The sequence below is a fragment of the Roseovarius sp. genome (assembly GCF_965277045.1).
In the GTDB taxonomy this organism is placed as follows: Bacteria; Pseudomonadota; Alphaproteobacteria; order Rhodobacterales; family Rhodobacteraceae; genus Roseovarius.
In genome coordinates this window covers 3643474-3663810 of record NZ_OZ255712.1, presented here as the reverse complement: position 1 = coordinate 3663810, position 20337 = coordinate 3643474, and the positions used below count along the sequence as shown (strand labels likewise).

17 protein-coding genes are annotated in these 20337 nt (G+C 67.3%); 12 read left to right on the top strand and 5 right to left on the bottom strand.

Annotated features, from left to right (window positions below; all coding sequences use genetic code 11):
• The first annotated feature begins 17 nt into the window (after positions 1 to 17).
• From ACQY4V_RS18245 to ACQY4V_RS18230, 4 genes are read left to right on the top strand one after another with little or no spacing between them, the layout of a single operon-like run.
• Positions 18 to 1025 carry an AAA family ATPase gene (locus tag ACQY4V_RS18245; RefSeq protein ID WP_152490812.1) on the top strand — a complete coding sequence of 336 codons (1008 nt, stop codon included), beginning with the start codon at positions 18 to 20 and terminating at the stop codon, positions 1023 to 1025.
• Positions 1022 to 1900 (top strand): DUF58 domain-containing protein, encoded by an 879-nt coding sequence (locus tag ACQY4V_RS18240; protein WP_428514138.1) that lies wholly within the window; start codon positions 1022 to 1024, stop codon positions 1898 to 1900. Before ACQY4V_RS18245 ends, ACQY4V_RS18240 begins: the two co-directional genes overlap by 4 nt.
• Positions 1897 to 4671: a DUF4159 domain-containing protein gene (locus ACQY4V_RS18235; RefSeq protein WP_428514136.1), complete on the top strand. Its 2775-nt coding sequence runs from the start codon at positions 1897 to 1899 to the stop codon at positions 4669 to 4671. Before ACQY4V_RS18240 ends, ACQY4V_RS18235 begins: the two co-directional genes overlap by 4 nt.
• Positions 4668 to 6716, top strand: a complete 2049-nt coding sequence (locus tag ACQY4V_RS18230) for a hypothetical protein (protein WP_428514134.1) — start codon at positions 4668 to 4670, stop codon at positions 6714 to 6716. Before ACQY4V_RS18235 ends, ACQY4V_RS18230 begins: the two co-directional genes overlap by 4 nt.
• A gap of 171 nt (positions 6717 to 6887) precedes the next feature.
• Here the strand turns inward: ACQY4V_RS18230 and ACQY4V_RS18225 are convergent, their stop codons facing one another.
• Entirely contained in the window at positions 6888 to 7247 is a 360-nt protein-coding gene (locus tag ACQY4V_RS18225) for a hypothetical protein (protein ID WP_428514132.1), read from the bottom strand.
• 145 nt (positions 7248 to 7392) lie between these two features.
• On the opposite strand from ACQY4V_RS18225, the gene ACQY4V_RS18220 reads away from it, so the two are divergent.
• The 7 genes from ACQY4V_RS18220 to ACQY4V_RS18190 all read left to right on the top strand — a co-directional run bounded on the left by ACQY4V_RS18220 (position 7393) and on the right by ACQY4V_RS18190 (position 14084).
• On the top strand, positions 7393 to 8832 hold the full coding sequence (locus ACQY4V_RS18220) for an FAD-linked oxidase C-terminal domain-containing protein (RefSeq protein ID WP_428514130.1): 1440 nt from the start codon (positions 7393 to 7395) through the stop codon (positions 8830 to 8832).
• 44 nt (positions 8833 to 8876) lie between these two features.
• Complete coding sequence (gene glcE, locus ACQY4V_RS18215) at positions 8877 to 10013, top strand: glycolate oxidase subunit GlcE (protein WP_428514128.1); 1137 nt, start codon at positions 8877 to 8879, stop codon at positions 10011 to 10013.
• Entirely contained in the window at positions 10010 to 10366 is a 357-nt protein-coding gene (locus ACQY4V_RS18210) for a hypothetical protein (protein ID WP_428514126.1), read from the top strand. The genes glcE and ACQY4V_RS18210 overlap by 4 nt, the downstream gene beginning before the upstream one ends.
• A complete protein-coding gene (glcF, locus tag ACQY4V_RS18205; RefSeq protein WP_428514124.1) occupies positions 10367 to 11653 on the top strand; it encodes a glycolate oxidase subunit GlcF in 1287 nt (428 codons plus the stop codon).
• 81 nt (positions 11654 to 11734) lie between these two features.
• Positions 11735 to 12550, top strand: coding sequence for a trypsin-like serine peptidase (locus ACQY4V_RS18200; protein WP_428514122.1), 816 nt, complete (start codon positions 11735 to 11737; stop codon positions 12548 to 12550).
• Between the two features lies 1 nt (position 12551).
• Positions 12552 to 13406, top strand: a complete 855-nt coding sequence (locus ACQY4V_RS18195; protein ID WP_428514120.1) for a trypsin-like serine peptidase — start codon at positions 12552 to 12554, stop codon at positions 13404 to 13406.
• Between the two features lie 210 nt (positions 13407 to 13616).
• On the top strand, positions 13617 to 14084 hold the full coding sequence (locus ACQY4V_RS18190; RefSeq protein ID WP_152490801.1) for an Hsp20 family protein: 468 nt from the start codon (positions 13617 to 13619) through the stop codon (positions 14082 to 14084).
• 231 nt (positions 14085 to 14315) lie between these two features.
• Here ACQY4V_RS18190 and ACQY4V_RS18185 read toward each other — a convergent pair whose 3' ends face one another.
• The 4 genes from ACQY4V_RS18185 to ACQY4V_RS18170 all read right to left on the bottom strand — a co-directional run bounded on the left by ACQY4V_RS18185 (position 14316) and on the right by ACQY4V_RS18170 (position 19359).
• Positions 14316 to 16340 carry a vWA domain-containing protein gene (locus ACQY4V_RS18185; protein ID WP_428514118.1) on the bottom strand — a complete coding sequence of 675 codons (2025 nt, stop codon included), beginning with the start codon at positions 16338 to 16340 and terminating at the stop codon, positions 14316 to 14318.
• Positions 16337 to 16873, bottom strand: coding sequence for an RNA polymerase sigma factor (locus tag ACQY4V_RS18180; protein WP_428514116.1), 537 nt, complete (start codon positions 16871 to 16873; stop codon positions 16337 to 16339). The genes ACQY4V_RS18185 and ACQY4V_RS18180 overlap by 4 nt, the downstream gene beginning before the upstream one ends.
• Positions 16874 to 16987: 114 nt before the next feature.
• Positions 16988 to 17872, bottom strand: coding sequence for a dihydrodipicolinate synthase family protein (locus tag ACQY4V_RS18175; protein WP_428514114.1), 885 nt, complete (start codon positions 17870 to 17872; stop codon positions 16988 to 16990).
• A gap of 8 nt (positions 17873 to 17880) precedes the next feature.
• Positions 17881 to 19359, bottom strand: coding sequence for an NAD-dependent succinate-semialdehyde dehydrogenase (locus tag ACQY4V_RS18170; RefSeq protein ID WP_428514112.1), 1479 nt, complete (start codon positions 19357 to 19359; stop codon positions 17881 to 17883).
• Between the two features lie 83 nt (positions 19360 to 19442).
• Here ACQY4V_RS18170 and ACQY4V_RS18165 point away from each other — a divergent pair, with 83 nt between their 5' ends.
• Positions 19443 to 20231: an alpha/beta hydrolase gene (locus ACQY4V_RS18165; protein ID WP_428514110.1), complete on the top strand. Its 789-nt coding sequence runs from the start codon at positions 19443 to 19445 to the stop codon at positions 20229 to 20231.
• Positions 20232 to 20337: the final 106 nt, after the last annotated feature.

Here is a 20337-nt window from a genome sequence, read left to right as displayed (position 1 = left end):
CATACCGGAGTTTTGCCATGACCGACGACGCTGACCTTCTGGCCGGGATCGAAGCCCTCGAGGACAAACTGGCCCAGGCCCGCGCCTCGATCACCCGCCGCTTCATCGGGCAGGAACGGGTCGTCGACCTGTCGCTCTCGGCGCTGCTTTGCGGCGGGCACGGCCTGCTGGTCGGCCTGCCCGGCCTCGGCAAGACCCGGCTGGTCGAAACGCTCAGCGTCGTCATGGGCCTCGATTCGAACCGCGTGCAGTTCACGCCCGACCTGATGCCCGCCGACATCCTGGGCTCCGAGGTGCTGGAAACCGGCGCCGACGGCACCCGCGCTTTCAAGTTCATTCCCGGTCCGATCTTCTGCCAGCTTCTGATGGCCGACGAGATCAACCGCGCCAGTCCCCGCACCCAGTCCGCGCTCCTGCAGGCCATGCAGGAACGGCAGGTCTCGGTCGCCGGCGAGGACCGCCCACTGACCCCGCCCTTCCACGTGCTGGCGACGCAGAACCCCATCGAACAGGAAGGCACCTATCCCCTGCCCGAGGCCCAGCTTGACCGCTTCCTCGTGCAGATCGACGTGCCCCATCCCGACCGCGACACCGAGCGCGCGATCCTGCTGGCCACCACCGGCGCGACCGAGGATGTGGCGCACCAGGTTTTCACCGCCGAAGACCTCATCGCCGCGCAGACCCTCCTGCGCCGGATGCCCGTGGGCGAGGCGGTGATGGAACAGATCATCGACCTTGTCCGCGCCTTCCGCCCCGACGACGCAACCTCGTCCGAGACGGTGCGCGAAAACGTCGCTTGGGGCCCCGGCCCCCGTGCCGCGCAGGCGCTGATGCTGACCGTCCGCGCGCGCGCCATGATCCAAGGCCGCCTGGCCCCCGATGCCGACGATATCGCCGCCATGGCGCAGCCGGTCCTGACCCACCGTATGGCGCTCAACTTCGCTGCCCGTGCGCGCGGTGAAAACCTCGACGACCTCATCGCCGCCACCGTCGCCCAAGTGACGAGGACCGAGGCCGCCGCTTGAGCCAGATCGCCCCTCTCCGCGCCCGGTCCGAGGCCGAAGCCGCCCGCTTTCCCGCGCTCCTGGCGCGGGCAGAGCACCTGGCGGGGACCGTCCTTCTGGGCGAACACGGCCGCCGCCGCGCGGGCATGGGCGACGATTTCTGGCAATACCGCCCGGTGCAGGCCGGGGACGAGCTGCGCCACATCGATTGGCGCCGCTCCGCCCGCTCGGACACCCAATTCCTGCGCCAGCGCGAATGGCAGATCGCCCAAAGCGTCACCCTCTGGGTCGACGGCGCCGCCTCCATGCGCTTCGCGTCCGACGACTCCCTGCCGCAAAAGGCCGACCGCGCCCGCCTCCTCTCGCTGGCCATCGCCATCCTTCTCAATCGCGCGGGCGAGCGTATCGGTCTCTCGGGCGCCGACCTGCCGCCGCGCCGCGGCGACGCCCAGATCGAACGCCTTGCCATGGCCCTGGGCCAGGACGGCCCCGACGATTACGGCGCGCCCCAGACCACCGGAATGCTGTCGCACGGACGCGCCCTCTTCCTGTCGGACTTCCTCGGTGATCTCGACCCGGTACGCAACGCGCTGACCGCTGCCGCCGACCGCGGCGTGCGCGGCGTGCTCTACCAGATCCTCGACCCGGCCGAGGAAAGCTTTCCTTACCGTGGCCGCACCATCTTCGAATCGGTGGGCGGCACCATGGTGCACGAAACGCTCAAGGCATCCGAGCTGCGCGACCGCTACCTTGAACGCCTCGCCGCCCGCAAGGACGCCCTGCGGCACCTCTGCGCCACCACCGGCTGGCTCTACGGCACGCACCACACGTCGGACTCCGCGCAATCCGCGCTCCTGTGGCTCTACAACGCGTTCGACGGGGGGCACGGACGATGACCATCGGCCCCATCGGTTTCGCCGCGCCCTGGCTTCTGGTGGCGCTGGCCGCGTTGCCCATCCTGTGGCTGATCCTGCGCGCCGTGCCGCCCGCCCCCATCCGCCGCCGCTTTCCCGGTGTGGCGCTCCTTCTGGGCCTGCGCGACGACGACAGCGTGTCGGACCGCACGCCCTGGTGGCTGCTGCTCCTGCGGATGCTGGCCGTCGCTGCCGTCATCATCGGCCTCGCCGGTCCCATCCTCAACCCGCAGGACCAGGCCCAGGCCAACCGCACTGGCCCCATGCTGATCGTGCTCGATTCCAGCTGGGCCAGCGCCCGCGACTGGCCCGCGAAAGAGGATCTGCTCGACTCCCTGCTGGCCGAGGCCGGGCGCAACGCCCGCCCCGTCGGCATCCTGCAACTCTCCGACCCCGAGACGCCGGTCTTCCAGTCCGCCGAGACGTGGCGCACCCGCCTGACAGGCCTCGCCCCCGCCGCCTGGGCGCCCCAGCCCGAGGACTACGCGGACGCCGCCACCCTGCTGGGCGACGAGAATTTCGAAACCCGCTGGTTCTCGGACGGCCTGGCCCGCGAGGGCCGGCAAACCCTGCTCGACGCCCTGCAGGATCGTGGCCCCGTTACCGTTCATGAAAGCGCCGTGCCGATCTACGCCCTGACCCCCGCGGTGGTCGAGGACGACGCCCTACGCCTCACCGCCACCCGCGCCAATCCCGGCCCCGCCCGCGACATCACGGTCGAGGCGCATGGCCGCGACCCCTCCGGCGCCCAGCACCTTCTGGCCACTCAGGACATGGCGTTCGACGCAGGCGCGAAAGAAGCCACAACGCTCCTGTCCCTGCCCGCCGAACTCCGCGCCCGCCTCACCCGGTTCGAAATCGCCGGCCAGTCCCATGCCGGCGCCGTCACCCTCACCGACGACAGCCTCAAGCGCCGCGAGGTAGCCCTGATCGCCGGCCGCGAAGACCGCGAAGGCCTCGAACTCCTGTCGCCGCTCCACTACCTCGAACAGGCCCTCGAACCTACCGCCGACCTGCTCGACGGCAGCCTCAGCGACGTCCTCCCCGCCAATCCCGATGTCGTCGTGCTGGCCGATGTCGCCACGCTGTCGGGCGCGGAACAAGCCGACCTACTCGACTGGACCGACCGTGGCGGCATGCTCCTGCGCTTCGCCGGGCCGCGCCTTGCCGCCTCGGACGTCTCACGCACCGAGGAAGACCCGCTCATGCCCGTCCGCCTGCGCGCCGGGGGCCGCTCTGTCGGCGGCGCCATGAGCTGGGGCGAACCCAAGGAACTGGCCGCCTTTCCTGAATCCAGCCCGTTTTTCGGCCTCGACGTGCCGGATGACGTCACCGTCACCGCCCAGGTCATGGCCCAGCCCGACCCCACGCTGGCCGACCGGGTCATCGCCCAGCTCAGCGACGGCACGCCGCTTGTGACCCGCAAACGCATCGGACAGGGCCAGGTGGTTCTCTTCCACGTCACCGCCAACGCCGAATGGTCCACCCTGCCTCTTTCTGGCCTCTTCGTGCAGATGCTCGAACGCCTGGCCATCTCCTCCAGCCTCGCCCTGCCCGACCTGGCCGAGTTGGAAGGCACCACCTGGCAGCCCGTGCAGGTCCTCTCGGGGTCCGGCATTCTGGAAGATGCCAGCACCCTGCCCGGCGTCGACGGCACCCGCTTTGTCGAGGATGTCCCCGGCCCCGATTTCCGCCCGGGTCTCTACGACGGCCCCGACCGGCGCCTCGCGCTCAACGTGCTGCCCTCCGGCACCACGCTCACCCCCGTCAGCTGGCCTGCCGACCTGCCCGTCCTGGGCCTCGACCGCCCGCCCGAGTCCGCGCTCGGCGGCTGGTTCCTCGCCGGCGCGCTCTTGATCCTGATGGCCGACATCCTCGCCTCGCTGGCGCTTTCGGGCCGCCTCATGCCCGCCCGTGCCACCCTCTCCGTGCTGCTTCTGGCACTCCTGCTCAGCCCGCAGATGGCCGACGCCCAGGACGGCACCATGACCGAGGCCGACGAAAAGGCCCTCATGGCCGCGTCCGAGGTCGTTCTGGGCCACGTCATCACCGGCGACCGCAGCCTCGACAACGCCGCTCAGGCCGGGTTGCGCGGCCTTGGCGAAACCCTCTTCTTCCGCACCTCCGTGGAACCGGCAGACCCGGTCGGCGTCAATCTCGAAACCGACGAGCTTTCGGTCTACCCGTTCCTCTACTGGCCCATCTCCCCCGATCAGCCGATCCCGTCCGAGGAAGCCTATGTCAAGCTCAACGACTACCTGCGCACCGGCGGCATGATCCTCTTCGACACGCGCGACGCCAATGTCGCTGGCTTCGGCGCCTCCTCTCCCGCAGGCCGCAAGCTGCAACGCCTTGCCCGCCCACTCGACATCCCCCCGCTGGAGCCCATCCCCGAGGACCACGTGCTCACCCGCACCTTCTATCTGCTCCAGGATTTTCCGGGCCGCCACACCGGCCGCTCCGTCTGGGTCGAATCCGCACCCGCCGACGCCGAACAGGTCGAGGGGATGCCCTTCCGCAACCTCAACGACAACGTCACGCCCGTGGTCATCGGCGGCAATGACTGGGCGTCGGCCTGGGCCATGGACGAGCGCGGCAACCCGCTCTTTCCCGTGGGCCGCGGCTTTGCCGGCGAACGCCAGCGCGAACTCGCGTACCGCTTCGGCGTCAACCTCGTGATGCACGTGCTGACCGGCAACTATAAATCCGACCAGGTGCACGTCCCCGCCCTTCTCGACAGGCTTGGCCAATGACCGGCAGCATCGTTTTCGAGCCGCTTCTGAACCCGTGGCTGATCGCGGCGCTCGCCGGCATGATGATGACCGGCACGGCGCTCGCCATCTGGCGCGGCCTCTCCGGCTGGCCCTTCCGCGCGCTCGCCGGGCTGGTCGTCCTCGCGGCGCTCCTGGGCCCCGTCTACCAGGCCGAGGACCGCGAGCCGCTCACCGACATCGTCCTGATGATCGAGGATGAAAGCGCCAGCCAGACATTGGGCGATCGCGCGGCCCTCACGACATCCACCGCCGACGATCTCGCCGCCCGCATCGCCGCGCGCGACAACACCGAGCTTCGCCGCATCACCGTCCCCGACGGGGCCGACAACACCGGCACCCAGCTCATGACCGCCCTGTCCGAGGCGTTGGCCGAAGAACCGCGCGCCCGCATCGCCGGCGCGATCCTGCTCTCCGACGGCCGCCTGCACGATCTCGACCGCGCCCCCGACATGCCCGCGCCCCTCCACCTGCTGCACACCGGCCGCGAAGAGGATTGGGACCGCAAACTTGTGGTCGAGAACGCCCCCGCCTTCGCCATCCTCGGCGAGGAAATCCAGATGACCCTGCGCATCACCGACGACGGCGCCGCCCCCAAAGGCTCCGGCACCGTGCCCGTCGACGTCTCGGTCGATGGCGAGGACCCGCAGCGGTTCAACGTCCCCCTGAACGAGGATATCGACCTGCCCCTGCGCCTGCCCCACGGTGGCCGCAACGTGCTGCAATTCTCCACCCCCGCCATCGAGGGTGAGTTGACCGACCGCAACAACACCGCGCTCGTCCAGATCAACGGCGTCCGCGACCGGCTCAGCGTGCTGCTCGTCTCGGGCGAACCCCATGCAGGCGGCCGCACCTGGCGCAACCTGCTGAAATCCGACAGCTCCGTCGACCTAGTCCATTTCACCATCCTGCGTCCGCCCGAAAAGCAGGACGGCGTGCCGGTGCGCGAACTTTCCCTCATCGCCTTTCCCACCCGCGAGCTCTTCCTCGAAAAGATCGACGATTTCGACCTCATCATCTTCGACCGCTACAAGCGCCGCGGCATCCTGCCCTCGCTCTATCTCGACAACGTGCGCAACTACGTCGAAGGCGGCGGCGCGGTCCTCATCGCCGCCGGCCCCGATTATGCCGCCGCCGACAGCCTCTACCGCACCCCGCTCGAGGCGATCCTGCCCGGCCGCCCCACCGCCCGCGTGCTCGAGGAACGCTACAGCCCCTCCATCACGGAGCTGGGCCAACGCCACCCGGTCACCGCAGGTCTTGAACAGGAATTCGGCGGCGAATGGGGCCGCTGGATGCGCCAGATCGAGGTCGAGGAAACCTCCGGCGACACCGTCATGACCGGCGTGGGCGACCGGCCCCTCCTGACTCTCGACCGCGTCGGCGAAGGCCGGGTGGCGCTTCTGGCCTCCGATCACGCCTGGCTCTGGAACCGCGGGTTCGAGGGCGGCGGACCACAACTCGAACTCCTGCGCCGTCTCGCTCACTGGATGATGAAGGAACCCGAACTGGAAGAAGAGGCGCTCTGGGCCGAGGCCACTGGCCAGCAGATGCGCATCGTCCGCCGTTCGCTGGAAGATACCGTCGGTCCCGTCATCATCACCACTCCCGAGGGCGAACAGATCGAGATGGATCTGGAAGAGGTTTCGCCGGGCCGGTTCGAGGCGCTGTTCGATGGCCCCTCCATCGGCCTCTACCGGCTGGAAAACGGCGATCAAACGGCGGTCATCGGCCTCGGCCCCGCCTCTCCGGTGGAATTCGAGAACACCATCGCCGACACCGAAACGCTGGACTCCTACATCACTGAGACCGGCGGCGGCATCCACCCGCTGGCCGATGGCGCGCCCCGCGTGCGCACCGTGCGCGAAGGCCGCGCCATGTCAGGCCGCGGCTGGATCGGCCTCCTGGACCGCAACGCCTACCAGACCCGCTCGGTCACCCAGACGCCGCTCCTGCCAGCCTGGCTGGTGCTGCTGCTGGCTGCAGGTCTCATCGTCGGCGGCTGGCTCCGCGAAGGCCGCCAGTAATCGCGCCCCGCTTCCTCTGGCCGAAAATATCCCCGCCGGAGGCACCACCCCACCGGCCACGCGCCCCGCGCTAGGAAAAAACGCGTCACGCCGCCACGGGCCGCCGAGGCGTCGGACCCAGGTCCGACACCGAGACAAACCGGCACGCGCCCCTTGGGCGCGTTCATTCTGTCAGGGTTGCAGCGCCACGCGCTTTTGCGAGTCCGACCAGCCATCGACCGAACACCGTGCCCGCACGAAGATCTCGCGCGTCCCGTCCGGGATCACCACGCCGCTCAGCGACCGGGTGAACGGCTGTTCGTTCACATGAGGATGCATCAGCTCGCGATAGCCCAGCCGGTTGCCTGCCGCATCCAGCACTTCCCAGCCGTCGGCATAATGGTCCCACCCGGTGTCCGGATGGCGAATCGTCACGTGGATATTCCAGACCATGCCCGCCTTTTCGACGGTCACGTCCAGAACCTCCGGATCGTCGGCAAATGCCGGCGCGGCCAACAGGGTGGCCAGGAAAAATGCGGCGAGTCTCTTCATGTCTGTTAATATAGGCGAGCGCTGCGGCACATGCACTCACAACCGCGTGCGGGCCGCATTCTTCTTGTGACCGCGTCACGGATGCCGCACTTGCGGGTGGCGAAAATTGGTTATATTATCTTACCAATCCACCGGGAGGACTGCCATGGACATGCCAAAGCCCAATCCGACCATCCTTGCCCGCAAGTCGCAACTTCTCGACCGGCTGGCGTCGTTCCTCCCGCGCGAGGCGCTCATCCACGACCCCGCCGAAACCCGCGCCTATGAATGCGACGGGCTGACCGCCTACAAGTGCCCGCCCCTGGCCGTGGTCCTGCCCGCCTCCACGGCCGAGGTGTCCGAAACCCTCAAGATCTGCAACGACATGGGCGTGCCCGTGGTACCGCGTGGCGCGGGCACCTCGCTCGCCGGCGGCGCGCTTCCGACCGAGGACAGCGTGATCATTGGCGTCGCCCGCATGAACGAAGTGCTGGAAACCGACTACGAAAACCGCTTCATCCGCGTGCAGACCGGGCGCACCAACCTCTCGGTCACCGGCGCGGTCGAGGAAGACGGCTTCTTCTACGCCCCCGACCCCTCCAGCCAGCTGGCCTGCGCCATCTCTGGCAACATCGCGATGAACTCCGGCGGCGCGCATTGCCTGAAATACGGCGTCACCACGAACAACCTGATGGGCGTCACCATGGTGCTGATGGACGGCACAGTCACACAGATCGGCGGCGCGCATCTCGATGCCGAGGGGCTCGACCTTCTGGGTCTCATCTGCGGCTCCGAAGGCCAGCTTGGCATCGTCACCGAGGCGACCCTGCGCATCCTGCACAAGCCCGAAGGCGCGCGCCCCGTGCTGATCGGATACGATTCCTCCGAGATCGCGGGCCAGTGCGTGTCGGACATCATCAAGGCCGGCGTCCTGCCGGTGGCGATCGAATTCATGGACCGCCCCTGCATCCGCGCGACCGAGGCCTTTTCCGGCGCCGGCTACCCCGATTGCGAGGCGCTCCTGATCGTCGAGGTCGAAGGTTCCGACGCCGAGATCGACGAGCAGCTCGAAACCATCATGGACATCGCCCGCAAGCACGACCCCGTCGAGCTGCGCCAATCCTCGTCCGAAGATGAGAGCAAGCGCATCTGGCTGGGCCGCAAATCCGCCTTCGGTGCCATGGGCAAGATAAACGACTACATGTGCCTCGACGGTACCATCCCGGTCAACGAACTGCCTTACGTGCTGAAACGCATCGGCGAGATGTCCAAGGAATACGGCCTCGACGTCGCCAACGTCTTTCACGCGGGCGACGGCAACATGCACCCGCTGATCCTCTTCGACGCCAACAAGGACGGCGACCTTGAACTCTGCGAAGATCTGGGCGCCGAGATCCTGAAGCTTTGCGTCGAAGTCGGCGGCTGCCTTACGGGCGAGCATGGCGTGGGCATCGAAAAGCGCGACCTGATGCTGCATCAATACGACCCGCCCGACCTGGAAATCCAGATGGCCGTCAAGGATGTGTTCGATCCCAAGTGGCTCTTGAACCCTGCCAAGGTGTTCCCGCTGGCGTCCTCCGATACCCGCCGGATCGCGGCTGAATGACCTTCCCGGGGCCCTGCCCCGGACCCCGGAGTATTTTTGGAACAATGAAAGCCCTTGCCCCCACCTCCGAGGCCGAACTGGCCGAGATGGTCGCCTCCGCCTCCGAGCCCTTGCGCATCATGGGCGGCGGCACGCGCCCCATCGGCGTGCCAGTCAACGGCCAGCCGCTGACCACGGCGGGCCTGACGGGCGTGACCCTCTATGAACCGGGCGCGCTGACGCTGGTTGTGCAGGCCGGCACCCCGGTCGAGGAGGTGCGCAAGACCCTGGCCGCCGAGGGCCAGCGCCTCGCGTTCGAGCCGATGGACCATCGCGGCCTTCTGGGCACGACCGGCGAGCCCACCATCGGCGGCGTCTTCGCCGCCAACGTCTCGGGCCCCCGCCGCATCCAGGCCGGCGCCGCGCGCGACTTCCTCCTGGGCGTCCGCTTTGTGGACGGGCAGGGGCAGGTCACCCGCAACGGCGGGCGCGTGATGAAGAACGTCACCGGCTACGACCTCGTCAAGCTGATGGCCGGCAGCTACGGCACCCTTGGCGTGCTAACCGAACTGGCGCTCAAGGTGCTTCCCAAATCCCACCACACCGCCACGATCACGCTCCCGGGTCTCGACGACAGCACCGCCATTGCCGCCCTCTCCCGCGCGCTCGGCTCACCGTTCGAGATCACAGGCGCCGCCCACCGCCAGACCGGTGACGGTCCCCAGACCTGCCTGCGCATCGAAGGCTTCGAGAAATCCGTGGCCTATCGCGCAGGTCAGCTCCAGACCCTTCTGGCCGACCTCGGCGCCGCCGAAATCGAGACCGACCCCGACGCCAACGCCACCCTGTGGCAGGATATCCGCGATGTCGCCTGTTTCCACGACGGTCCGGGCGATATCTGGCGGCTGTCCGTCAAGCCCTCCGACGCGCCCGGGATCAAGGCGCAGGTCGACGGGGCCGAGGCACTTTACGACTGGGGTGGCGGTCTGGTCTGGCTCCGCGTCCCGCAAGACACCCAAGCCGACACCATCCGCGCCGCCGTGAACGCGGCGGGCGGCCATGCAACGCTCCTCCGCGGCAACCGGGCCGGCGGCGTGTTCCAGCCGCTTTCACCCCCCGTCGCCGCGCTTCAGGACGGGCTGCGCGCGCGCTTCGACCCGCGCGGCATCCTCAACCCCGGCCTGATGGGCCGCGCCGCATGATCGACGCCCTGCTCTTTGCCATCGGCTTTCTCGCCGGGCCGGTCATCTTCTGGGTGCTGGCCAGGCAGACGCCCACGCGGCGCTACGTCACCGCGCTCTGGGCCGTCTCCGTCGCCCTGATCGCAGGCGCCTTCGTCCTGCGCCAATGGGGCGGCGCGCACGGCGCTTACGGCGCGCTTGCCGTCGTTCTTCTGGCGTGGCTGGCCTGGATCACCGTCCTGTCGCTGGTGATGCTGGCCATACGCACCAGCGCGCGGCCGCAGCGCCCCCGACGCATCGCCTATGGCGTGACCGCCGCCGGCACCACCCTGCCCTGGTTCGGGCTCTACACCGCACAAATGATTGCCGACTGAATGAAAACAGAATTCACCGCCGAACAGCTCAAGTCCCCCGAAATCCAGCGCTCGAACGAGATCCTGCGCTCCTGCGTGCATTGCGGCTTCTGCACCGCCACCTGCCCCACCTACCAGGTGCTGGGCGACGAATTGGACAGCCCCCGCGGCCGCATCTACCTGATCAAGGACATGCTGGAAAACGACCGCGACCCCGACCCGGAAACGGTCAAGCATATCGACCGCTGCCTGTCGTGCCTCGCCTGCATGACGACCTGCCCCTCGGGCGTGCATTACATGCACCTCGTCGACCATGCCCGCGAATATATCGAGAATCGCTACCAGCGCCCGATGTTCGAACGTGTCCTGCGCTGGACACTGGCGCGCATCCTGCCCTACCCGAACCGCTTCCGCATCGCCATGCTCGGCGCCAAGATCGCCAAACCCTTCAAATGGGCCCTGCCCGACGCGCGCCTGCGCGCGATGGTCGAGATGGCCCCCAAGAATGTCCCGCCCGTCAGCCGCAATGACGACCCGCAAACCTTCCCGGCCAGGGACAAGCCGGTGAAACGCGTCGCCCTGATGACCGGCTGCGCGCAAAAGGCGCTCAACACCGACATCAACGACGCCACCATCCGCCTGCTCACCCGGCTGGGCTGCGAGGTGGTCGTGGCCAAGGGTGCCGGCTGCTGCGGGGCGCTGACGCACCACATGGGCAAGACTGGCGAGAGCCACGCGACAGCCGCCCACAACATCCGCGCCTGGACCGCGGAAATGGATGGTGACGGCCTCGACGCCATCGTCATCAACACCTCCGGCTGCGGCACCACCGTCAAGGATTACGGCCACATGTTCCGCACCGAGCCGCTGGCCGGCGACGCCGCCCGCGTGTCGGACATCGCAATGGATGTCTCGGAACTCCTGATGCAGCTCGACCTGCCCGAGGGCACGCCCCGCGACACCCGCGTCGCCTACCACGCCGCCTGCTCGCTCCAGCATGGCCAGCAGATCAAGACCCACCCCAAGACCCTGCTGAAGAAGGCCGGTTTCGAGGTGGTCGAACCAGCCGACGCGCATCTTTGCTGCGGCTCGGCGGGCACCTACAACCTGATGCAACCCGCCATCTCCAAGCAATTGAAGACACGCAAGGTTCAGACGCTCGAGGCCAAGTCGCCCGACATCATCGCCACCGGCAATATCGGCTGCATGATGCAGATCGGCTCGGGCACCGGCGTGCCCGTCGTGCACACCGTCGAACTGCTCGACTGGGCCACTGGCGGACCGAAACCGCCCGCGCTGCGGCAATAACCCCGGGCCAGCCCTATTTTCGACATATTGCGCCGGTAGCACGCTTTCAAATCAAGCGAGGCACCCGGTTTGTTCGACAGAATGCGTTTCACAGGGCTGGTCGTGGCCTTGCTCTGGTCCATGTCGCCTGCGACCGCGCAGGATGCCATGCTCCAGCGGCTGGACACCACCGATGACGGCCGCCAGTGGCAGGCCGTGGGGCGTATCGACATCGGCGGCAGCGGCTTTTGCACCGGCGCCCTGATCGCGCCGGACCTGGTGCTCACGGCGGCGCACTGCCTGTTCGATGCCACCACCGGCAAGCCCGTCGACACCCAGCAGATCGAGTTCCTGGCCGGCTGGCGCAATGGCCGCGCCACCGCCTATCGCTGGGTCCGCCGCGCCGTGGTGCATCCCGAATACGATTACTCCAACCGGATCGACGCCGCCCGCGTGCGCAACGACATCGCGCTTCTGGAACTGCATCATCCCATCGCCAAATCCGGCGTCGCCCCGTTCCTGACCGACACCCAGCCGCGCAAGCATGAACGCATCGGCCTGGTCAGCTATGCCCGCGAACGTTCCGAAGCGCCCTCGCTGCAGGATATGTGCCAGGTCCTGGAAAAGCGCAGCGGCGTACTGGTGATGTCCTGCGACGTCGACTACGGCGCGTCCGGCTCGCCGGTCTTTTCCTTCGATGACAACGGCGATCCGCGGATCGTCTCGGTGGTCTCCGCCATGGCCGAGATCCACGGCAAGAAGGTCGCGCTGGGGGCCTCGCTCGACAGGCCCCTGGCCATGATGCGCGACGCGCTCGACAGTGGCGCCCGCTTGGAAAACCAGGCCCGGTCCGAGATGTTCTCGACCGGCCAGAATCGCGACACAGGGGCGAAATTCGCCTCTCCGGACCTGGACTGACATGATCCGCCGCCTGCTGTCTCTGTCTGCCTTCGTCGCGAGCGTCGCCCTGCCGACTCTGGCCACGCCCAGCGAGCTGATCAGGCTGACCAACCGCGACGATCTGCTGGGGTGGGAGGCCGTGGGCCGCGTCGACCTCGGGCAGGACAGCTATTGCACCGGCACGCTTATCGCGGACAACCTCGTGCTGACGGCGGCCCATTGCGTCTTCGATAAGCACGGCGCGCCGCTTCTGCCCGAGCGGATCGTCTTCCGCGCCGGGCTGCGCGACGGGGCCGCCATCGCCGCGCGCAACATTCGCCGCTACGTGGTGGCCGATGGCTATGCGCCCTCCGACGGGATGTCGGCGGACAATATCCGCCGCGACGTCGCCCTGCTGGAACTCAGCGTCGCTATCCCCACCGCCACCGCCAGCCCCTTCGCGCTGCACATGAACCCCACCCGTGGCGATGACGTCAGCGTGGTGTCCTATGGCCGGCACCGCGACGATGCCTTGTCGTGGGAGCGGGAATGCGATGTCCTGCGCCGGGGCCAGGGCCTGATTTCCTTCGACTGCAACGTGACCTTCGGCTCGTCCGGCGCGCCGGTGTTCTCGGATGGCGGGTATCGCGCCCGCATCGTCAGCCTCGTGGTCGGCGGCCGCAAGACCGAGCACGGAACCACCATCGCCTACGGCATGGAGCTGCCCGACACCGTCGACGCCCTGAAACGCAAGCTGCGCGCGATGCCCAGCACGTTTCCGACCAGCACAGGCATACGCCGCAACAGCGCCAAGACCGCGCTCTTTCCCCCCACCGGAACGAACGGCCAAGCCACCGCGGGCACGCATCCCGGTCCGAAATTCGCAAAACCCTGAAGCGTTTCGCCATTGATCCGAGGCATCGGCCAGACCACGCGCGCGCGACGATTGGACGTTGCACCGCGTTTCAAAGCCGCACAGAGGTCTTGAAACCGGGTTTTTCCCTCCCCAAATAACGGTCGTCCGACGCCGCATCGCGGGTCGGTCATGACCGCCTGTCCCATCCGGGAAGGCACCCACATAGGTATCGCTCAACGGAGGATTCCAATGCGTAACTTTGATCTTGCCCCGCTCTACCGGGCATCCATCGGGTTTGACCAGATTGCCGACATGATGGACCGCGTCCTTGCCGGTGACGTCAATCACCCCACCTACCCCCCATACAACATCGAAAAGACCGCCGACGATGCCTACCGCATCTCCATCGCTGTCGCCGGTTTCAGCGATGACGAACTGTCGGTCGAACTGCGCGAAGGCGCGCTGATCGTCTCGGCCCGCAAGGCCGAAGAAGACGGCGACCGCACCTACCTGCACCGTGGCATCGCCACCCGCGCCTTCGAACGCAAGTTCCAGCTGGCCGACCACGTCAAGGTCACCGGCGCGACCCATACCGACGGGATGCTGCATATCGACCTGGTGCGCGAAGTGCCCGAGCGGCTGAAACCCCGCCGCATCGAGATCGCCAGCGGCACGTCCACGCAGAAAGACGTCGTTGACGCCGAAACTGTCAACTAAACGACAGATCCTACCGCGCGAAACGCCCCGTGGCAGCCACGGGGCGTTTTTTGTTTCCAAGCCGCGCGATTGCCAGACCGCGGGATGGCGACCAACATTTGTTCAGCTCACTTTATCCTCGCCACCTCCGCAAGACCTCCGATCGAAGCACCAACGTCACCCAATCGCCAGCCCGGGGGGCGGTCTGGCGATCGCGCGGCGGCCTTCGGCCTTGACTCCGCGCGGGGCCTCTCACCGCGACAGGCTCTCCGCCAGCCGCATCAGCTGCACCGCCTCGGCCCGATAGCCGAACGGGTCTTCCCCCTTCGCCCCATTCGCCAGCGCAATCGCCTCCGCATACCCCCAGTCGCCAAGATACGTCTCCCCGCGCAACAGCTGCCCGAACCCGGCAATCGCCGCCGCGAACCGCGCCTCTGAACCAGCCTCGGCACCCTCAACGATAGCCTGCTCGATCAACCGGCTTTCATCCTCACCCGGCGCCTTGTACCGCAGCTTGAAATACCCAAGCTCGCCTGCATCCCCGCGCACCGCCTCCGCCTCGCCATAGCGCAGCGGGTCGCTCATCTGCGCGGGCGAGCCCACCGGCGTGATCTCGTAAAGCGCGGTCACTTGGTGCCCGGCCCCGATATCGCCCGCATCCACCCGATCGTTGTTGAAATCCTCACGCCGCAGCGCACGCGTCTCGTACCCGATCAACCGGTACTCGACCACGGCTGCCGGGTTGAACTCCACCTGGATCTTCACGTCATCGGCAATCGGGTAAAGCGCACCGGTCACCTGGTCGACCATCACCTTCTGCGCCTCGGACAGCGTGTCGATATAGGCCGCCTGCCCGTTCCCGTTCTGCGCCAGCGCCTGCATCGTGGCATCGTCCAGATTGCCGCGCCCGAACCCCATCACCGACAGGTAGGTGCCGCTCTCCCGCTGCTCCGCGATATAGTCCTTCAACGCTTCCGGATCGCTGATCCCCACATTGAAGTCCCCATCCGTCGCCAGGATCACCCGCGACACCTCTCCGTCGCCGCTCATCTCCCCGGCCAGCGCATAAGCCTGCTGCAATCCCGCCTGCCCGGCGGTCGAGCCTCCGGCCTCCAGCCGATCCAGCGCGCCAAGGACCGTCTCCCGCTCGGTCGCCGGTGTCGGCGCCAGGGCCTGCCCCGCGCTGCCCGCGTAGGTCACGATCGCCACGCTGTCCCGCTCGGTCAGCTGCGGCAGCATCAGCGCCAAGGACTGCTTGAGCAGCGGCAGCTTGTTCGCCGCCTGCATCGACCCGCTCGTGTCTATCAGGAATACAAGGTTCAGCGGCGGGCGGTCCGCCACGGGGGGCACCTCGCCCTGGATCGCAATATGCACCAGCTTCGTGTCCCGGTTCCACGGCGTGTCCGTCACGCTCACCGTCGGCTCGAACGGCGCGCCACCCTTGGGCGCGGCGTAGTCATAGGGGAAATAGTTGACCATTTCCTCGATCCGCACAGCCTCCCGCGGCGGCAGGTATCCCGCCCGCAGCGACGACCGCACAACACCATACGATGCCGTATCCACGTCGATGGAAAACGTCGACACCGGCTCTTCGCCCGTGATCTTCAGCGCGTTCGGCGCGGCCTCGGGAAACGCCTCGGTATCGCTTTCCGGCAGGACCACCCCGTCATCCGCATCCGGCCGCGCGATGCGCCCGACCGGCGTCGTGTTGGCCGCGCTCCCGGCATATCCCTCCGCATCGGACAAGGCCTGCGACTGCATCGCCTGCGGGGCCATCTGCCCCTGCTTTGCAACGCCCGACTCCGGGCGCGCCACCTGGGGCGACGGCATCGGCACGGGCCGGGGCGCCTCGGCCTCCGGCGCAGGCTCCTCCGCCGGGGCGACGTCCAGCACCATCTCCTCCGCCGCCTCCGGCGCAGGCGCTTTGCGCCGAACCGCATCGGCCATGTCGCCATCGGCTTCCGTCACCACCGGCTGCGCCCCGCGCAGCGCCGGCGCGTTTTGCCAGTCCGGCACCACCACGACCATTCCCAGCGCCACCAGCGCCGTCGTCGCCGTCAGCGCCCCGCGCGTATTCATCCGCATCAACATATCCGTCACTCCTCTGACAAGGCCCGCTTTCGGGCGATCAGAGGTTTGACGTGCGCCATCCCGCACCTCTTGGAGATCGGCAAAGTTTTTCCGCGCCAACGCCAGATCCGCCGCCTTCCTGTCGGCATCCGGCTTCGGCGTCGCGGCCCGCATCATGGCCTTCAGATCGTCGAGGTCGTCGCTCATGCGTCCTCCTCTCGCGCACGCATCGCGCGCAGATGTTTCTTGGCCTCCGACACGCGCCAGCCCACCGTGCCGCCCGAGATGCCCAGCACCTCGCCCGCCTCGGCATGGCTCATGTCATCGAGCACCAGGGCCAGCGTGTCCCGTAATTCTTCCGGCAGGGCGCGCATGGCTTGCGTCAGCCAGTCCACGGCCTCCGCCACCTCCGCGTCCGCCGCCCGCCGGTCCACTTCCCAGTCGCCCCAGCCTTCCGCGTATCTCGCCCGCACCGCCGTGCGCCGCCGCCGGTCATGGGCGGCATTCACAACCACCCGCCACAGCCACGTGGTAAACCTCGACGCTCCGCGAAAGCCCGACAGCTTGCCCGGCAACGCCGCACACACATCCTGCGTCAGGTCCTCCGCCTCGGCCCGTGCTCCTGTCAGCCGAAAGGCCAGACGGAACACGCCATCGTAATGCCGCTCGACCAGGGTCGAGAACGCCGCCGCATCGCCATCGGCCGCGGCCCGGGCCAGGGTTTCGTCACTGACTGTCATGCGCATCACGATTGTAGGACGCCGCCCGTCGGTCAATCCTTGGCGAACCGCGAAAAAATTTTCACGACATCGTAGGGTGGGATTTCATCCCACCTTGGAACGACTTCATGCCACCTACAGCGCCCCGACCCGCTTCAACACAGCCTTCAGATCGGCCCGTCCCGCATCGCTCAACCCATCCTGCGGCGGCAGCGGCGCGCCCACGTCATAACCTTGCAATTCCAGCCCGCCCTTGACGCAGGCCGCCAGGTTGTACTTGGCAAACGCCTGGTTCAGCGCCCACAGCTCGCGCTGCAGCTCCATCCCCGCCTGGTACTGCCCGACCTTGCACAGCTCATAAAGCTTCACGCTCTGCTTCGGCACGATGCACGCGGGTCCGGCCATCCAGCCCTTGCCCCCGATCAGCATCACGCAGGCCGGAATATGCGCCGAGGCGGCAAAGATATCCAGTTTGTCGCCGACCCGGTCCATGATCGACAACAGCCGCCCGGTGTTGCTCGACGCATCCTTCAGGCAACGGATGTTCTCGACCTCCGCCAGTTCCGCGATCAAAGCCACGCTCAGGTCGCTGCGCTGGAAATTCGGGTTGGTGTAGATGACAACCGGCAGATCCACCGCCGCCGCAACGGCGGTGAAATAGTCCTTGATGCCGGCGTCGCTCACCGGGAAATAGGCCTCGAGCACGGCAAGAATACCGTCACAGCCCATCGCCGCGAATTCCCGCGCCTGCCGCACCGCCTCGGACGTGGTCGTCGCCGCCACGCCCGCCACCACCGGCACCCGGCCCTTGGCGGCGGCCACGACCGTCTCCACGATGTCGCGCTTCTGCTCCCAGCTCAGATAGGCGAACTCCCCCGTCGATCCCAGCGGCGTCAGCCCATGCACGCCCGCTTCGATCAGGTCGTCGCAAAGCCGGGTCAGAACCTCGCGGTTGACCCGGCCCTCGCCATCCAGCGGCGAGACGAGATAGGGAAAAACCCCGTGAAACCCGCCGTCCATGCCGTGCCTCACACGCTCATGCAGACGTATTTCAGCTCCAGGAAATCCTCGATCCCGTGATGGCTGCCTTCCCGGCCCAGCCCCGACTGCTTCACCCCGCCGAACGGCGCCACCTCGGTCGAGATGATGCCGGTGTTCACGCCGACAATGCCGTATTCCAGCGCCTCGGCCACCTTGTAAACGCGGCTCAGGTCCTTGGCATAGAAATAGCTGGCAAGGCCAAAGATCGTATCGTTCGCCATGGCGATCACGTCATCCTCGTTCTCGAACTTGAACAAGGGCGCCAGCGGCCCGAACGTCTCTTCCTGGCTCACCTTCATGTCCTGCGTCACACCCGTCAGGATCGTCGGCTTGAAGAAGTTGCCGTCCATCTCGCCATCCGCGCCGCCCAGGATCACATTGCCGCCCTTGGCCTTGGCATCCTCGATATGCTCCACGACCTTCTCGGACGCTTCCGGGTTGATCAGCGGCCCCAACTCGGTGCCCTCTTCCAGCCCGTCGCCCACCTTCATCTTGCTCACCCGGTCCTTCAGCTTCTCGGCGAAAGCGTCATAAACCCCGGCCTGAACGTAAATCCGGTTGGCACAGACACAGGTCTGCCCGTTGTTGCGGAACTTGCACATGATCGCGCCTTCCACGGCAGCATCCACATCGGCGTCGTCGAACACGATGAAGGGCGCGTTGCCGCCCAGCTCCATCGAGCATTTCATCACCTGGTCAGCCGCCTGCCGCAGCAGGATGCGTCCCACTTCGGTGGACCCGGTAAAGGTCAGCTTGCGTACGTTCGGGTTCTCGCAGAACTCCTTGCCGATGTCCGACGACCGCGACGAGGTCACGATGTTGAACACCCCCGCCGGGATGCCCGCCCGCTCGGCCAGCACGCCCATCGCCGTCGCAGACAGCGGCGTCTCCGCCGCCGGACGGCCCACGAACGCACAGCCCGCCGCCAGCGCGGGCGCGGCCTTGCGCGTGATCATCGCGTTGGGAAAGTTCCAGGGCGTGATGGATGCAGCCACCCCGATGGGCTGCTTCAGCACCATGATCCGCTTGTCGCGCTGGTGGCCCGGGATCATCTCGCCATAGACCCGCTTGGCCTCCTCGCCGAAGAACTCGATGAAGGACGCGCCATAGGCGATCTCGCCCTTGGCCTCGGCCAGCGGCTTGCCCTGCTCGGCGGTCAGGATCGTGCCCAGGTCGTCCTGGTGCTCCATCATCAGGTCGAACCACTTGCGCAGCACCGCGGCGCGTTCCTTGCCGGTCCACTTGGCCCAGTCCTTCTGTGCCTTGGCGGCCCCCGCGATCACCTCGGCCACCTGTTTGCGATCGAGGTCCGCCACGTTGGCGATCACGTCGCCCCGCGCCGGGTTCACCACCTCGAAGGTCGCGCCATCCGCGCCGTCGACCCACTTGCCCCCGGCATAGGCCTTCTCGGCCAGGAGGTCGGGATCTTTCAAAAGCGATTTCAGGTTGGTGGCAGTATCGAGCATGGCGCATCCTCCGGCAAAAACTGTTGCTCATGGCAAAGCATCTGGGGCACGGAATGTCTAGGGCCAGACCAAAGGAGAAAATCATGAAACTGGACGACGCCTACGCCAACGTCCCCTACATTCCCGGCGGCGAGGATTACCCGCCGCGCTGGGCAGCGGAAGCCGTCGCTTTCCGCGAAGCGCGCCCGCGCAAGCGTGACGATCTTGGCTTGCCCTACGGCGACACGCCCCGCCAGGCCTACGATATCTTCCGCCCCGAGGCCGCGCCCGAAGGCACGCTCATCTTCGTGCATGGCGGCTACTGGCTCCGCTTCGACCGTAGCTACTGGTCCCACTTCGCCACCGGCGCGCTGGCCCGTGGCTGGTCCGTCGCCATGCCCTCCTACGACCTCTGCCCCGATGTCCGCATCGCCGACATCACCCACCAGATCGCCCGCGCCATCCAGACCATCGCGGGCACGACCGATGGTCCCATCGCCCTTGCCGGTCACTCCGCCGGCGGCCACCTCGTCTCGCGCATGGCCCAGCCCGGCCTCCTGCCGTCAGACCTCGCCAAGCGTATCACATCCATCACCCCGATCTCCCCGGTCTCCGACCTGCGCCCCCTGCTGCAGACGTCGATGAACGACCAGTTCCAGCTTACCGAAGCCAGCGCCGCCGCCGAAAGCCCGGCCCTCATGACCGACCGCCTCGGCATCCCCACCCGCATCTGGGTCGGCGCCGAGGAACGCCCCGTCTTCCTCGACCAAGCCCGCTGGCAAGCCGACGCCTGGTCCTGCCCCCTACGCATCGACAAGGGCCGTCACCACTTCGACATCATCGACGCCCTCAAGGACCCCGAAAGCCCCCTGATCCACGACATCATCGACTGACCCACCCCGGCTTTCTCTTGCCGAAAATACTCAATTCCCGCCGCGCGCCACACGCGCCCGACGCGAAGGCCCTGCGTAGGGTGGGTGAAAACCCACGCGCCCACGC

What these genes read in the sequence shown, in the direction of transcription:
- ACQY4V_RS18245 (WP_152490812.1), top strand. Translation starts at nt 18, where the DNA reads ATGACCGACGACGCTGACCTTCTGGCCGGGATCGAAGCCCTCGAGGAC.
- ACQY4V_RS18235 (WP_428514136.1), top strand. Translation starts at nt 1,897, where the DNA reads ATGACCATCGGCCCCATCGGTTTCGCCGCGCCCTGGCTTCTGGTGGCG.
- ACQY4V_RS18230 (WP_428514134.1), top strand. Translation starts at nt 4,668, where the DNA reads ATGACCGGCAGCATCGTTTTCGAGCCGCTTCTGAACCCGTGGCTGATC.
- ACQY4V_RS18225 (WP_428514132.1), bottom strand. Translation starts at nt 7,247, where the DNA reads ATGAAGAGACTCGCCGCATTTTTCCTGGCCACCCTGTTGGCCGCGCCG.
- ACQY4V_RS18220 (WP_428514130.1), top strand. Translation starts at nt 7,393, where the DNA reads ATGGACATGCCAAAGCCCAATCCGACCATCCTTGCCCGCAAGTCGCAA.
- glcE (WP_428514128.1), top strand. Translation starts at nt 8,877, where the DNA reads ATGAAAGCCCTTGCCCCCACCTCCGAGGCCGAACTGGCCGAGATGGTC.
- ACQY4V_RS18210 (WP_428514126.1), top strand. Translation starts at nt 10,010, where the DNA reads ATGATCGACGCCCTGCTCTTTGCCATCGGCTTTCTCGCCGGGCCGGTC.
- glcF (WP_428514124.1), top strand. Translation starts at nt 10,367, where the DNA reads ATGAAAACAGAATTCACCGCCGAACAGCTCAAGTCCCCCGAAATCCAG.
- ACQY4V_RS18200 (WP_428514122.1), top strand. Translation starts at nt 11,735, where the DNA reads ATGCGTTTCACAGGGCTGGTCGTGGCCTTGCTCTGGTCCATGTCGCCT.
- ACQY4V_RS18195 (WP_428514120.1), top strand. Translation starts at nt 12,552, where the DNA reads ATGATCCGCCGCCTGCTGTCTCTGTCTGCCTTCGTCGCGAGCGTCGCC.
- ACQY4V_RS18190 (WP_152490801.1), top strand. Translation starts at nt 13,617, where the DNA reads ATGCGTAACTTTGATCTTGCCCCGCTCTACCGGGCATCCATCGGGTTT.
- ACQY4V_RS18185 (WP_428514118.1), bottom strand. Translation starts at nt 16,340, where the DNA reads ATGAGCGACGACCTCGACGATCTGAAGGCCATGATGCGGGCCGCGACG.
- ACQY4V_RS18180 (WP_428514116.1), bottom strand. Translation starts at nt 16,873, where the DNA reads ATGACAGTCAGTGACGAAACCCTGGCCCGGGCCGCGGCCGATGGCGAT.
- ACQY4V_RS18175 (WP_428514114.1), bottom strand. Translation starts at nt 17,872, where the DNA reads ATGGACGGCGGGTTTCACGGGGTTTTTCCCTATCTCGTCTCGCCGCTG.
- ACQY4V_RS18170 (WP_428514112.1), bottom strand. Translation starts at nt 19,359, where the DNA reads ATGCTCGATACTGCCACCAACCTGAAATCGCTTTTGAAAGATCCCGAC.
- ACQY4V_RS18165 (WP_428514110.1), top strand. Translation starts at nt 19,443, where the DNA reads ATGAAACTGGACGACGCCTACGCCAACGTCCCCTACATTCCCGGCGGC.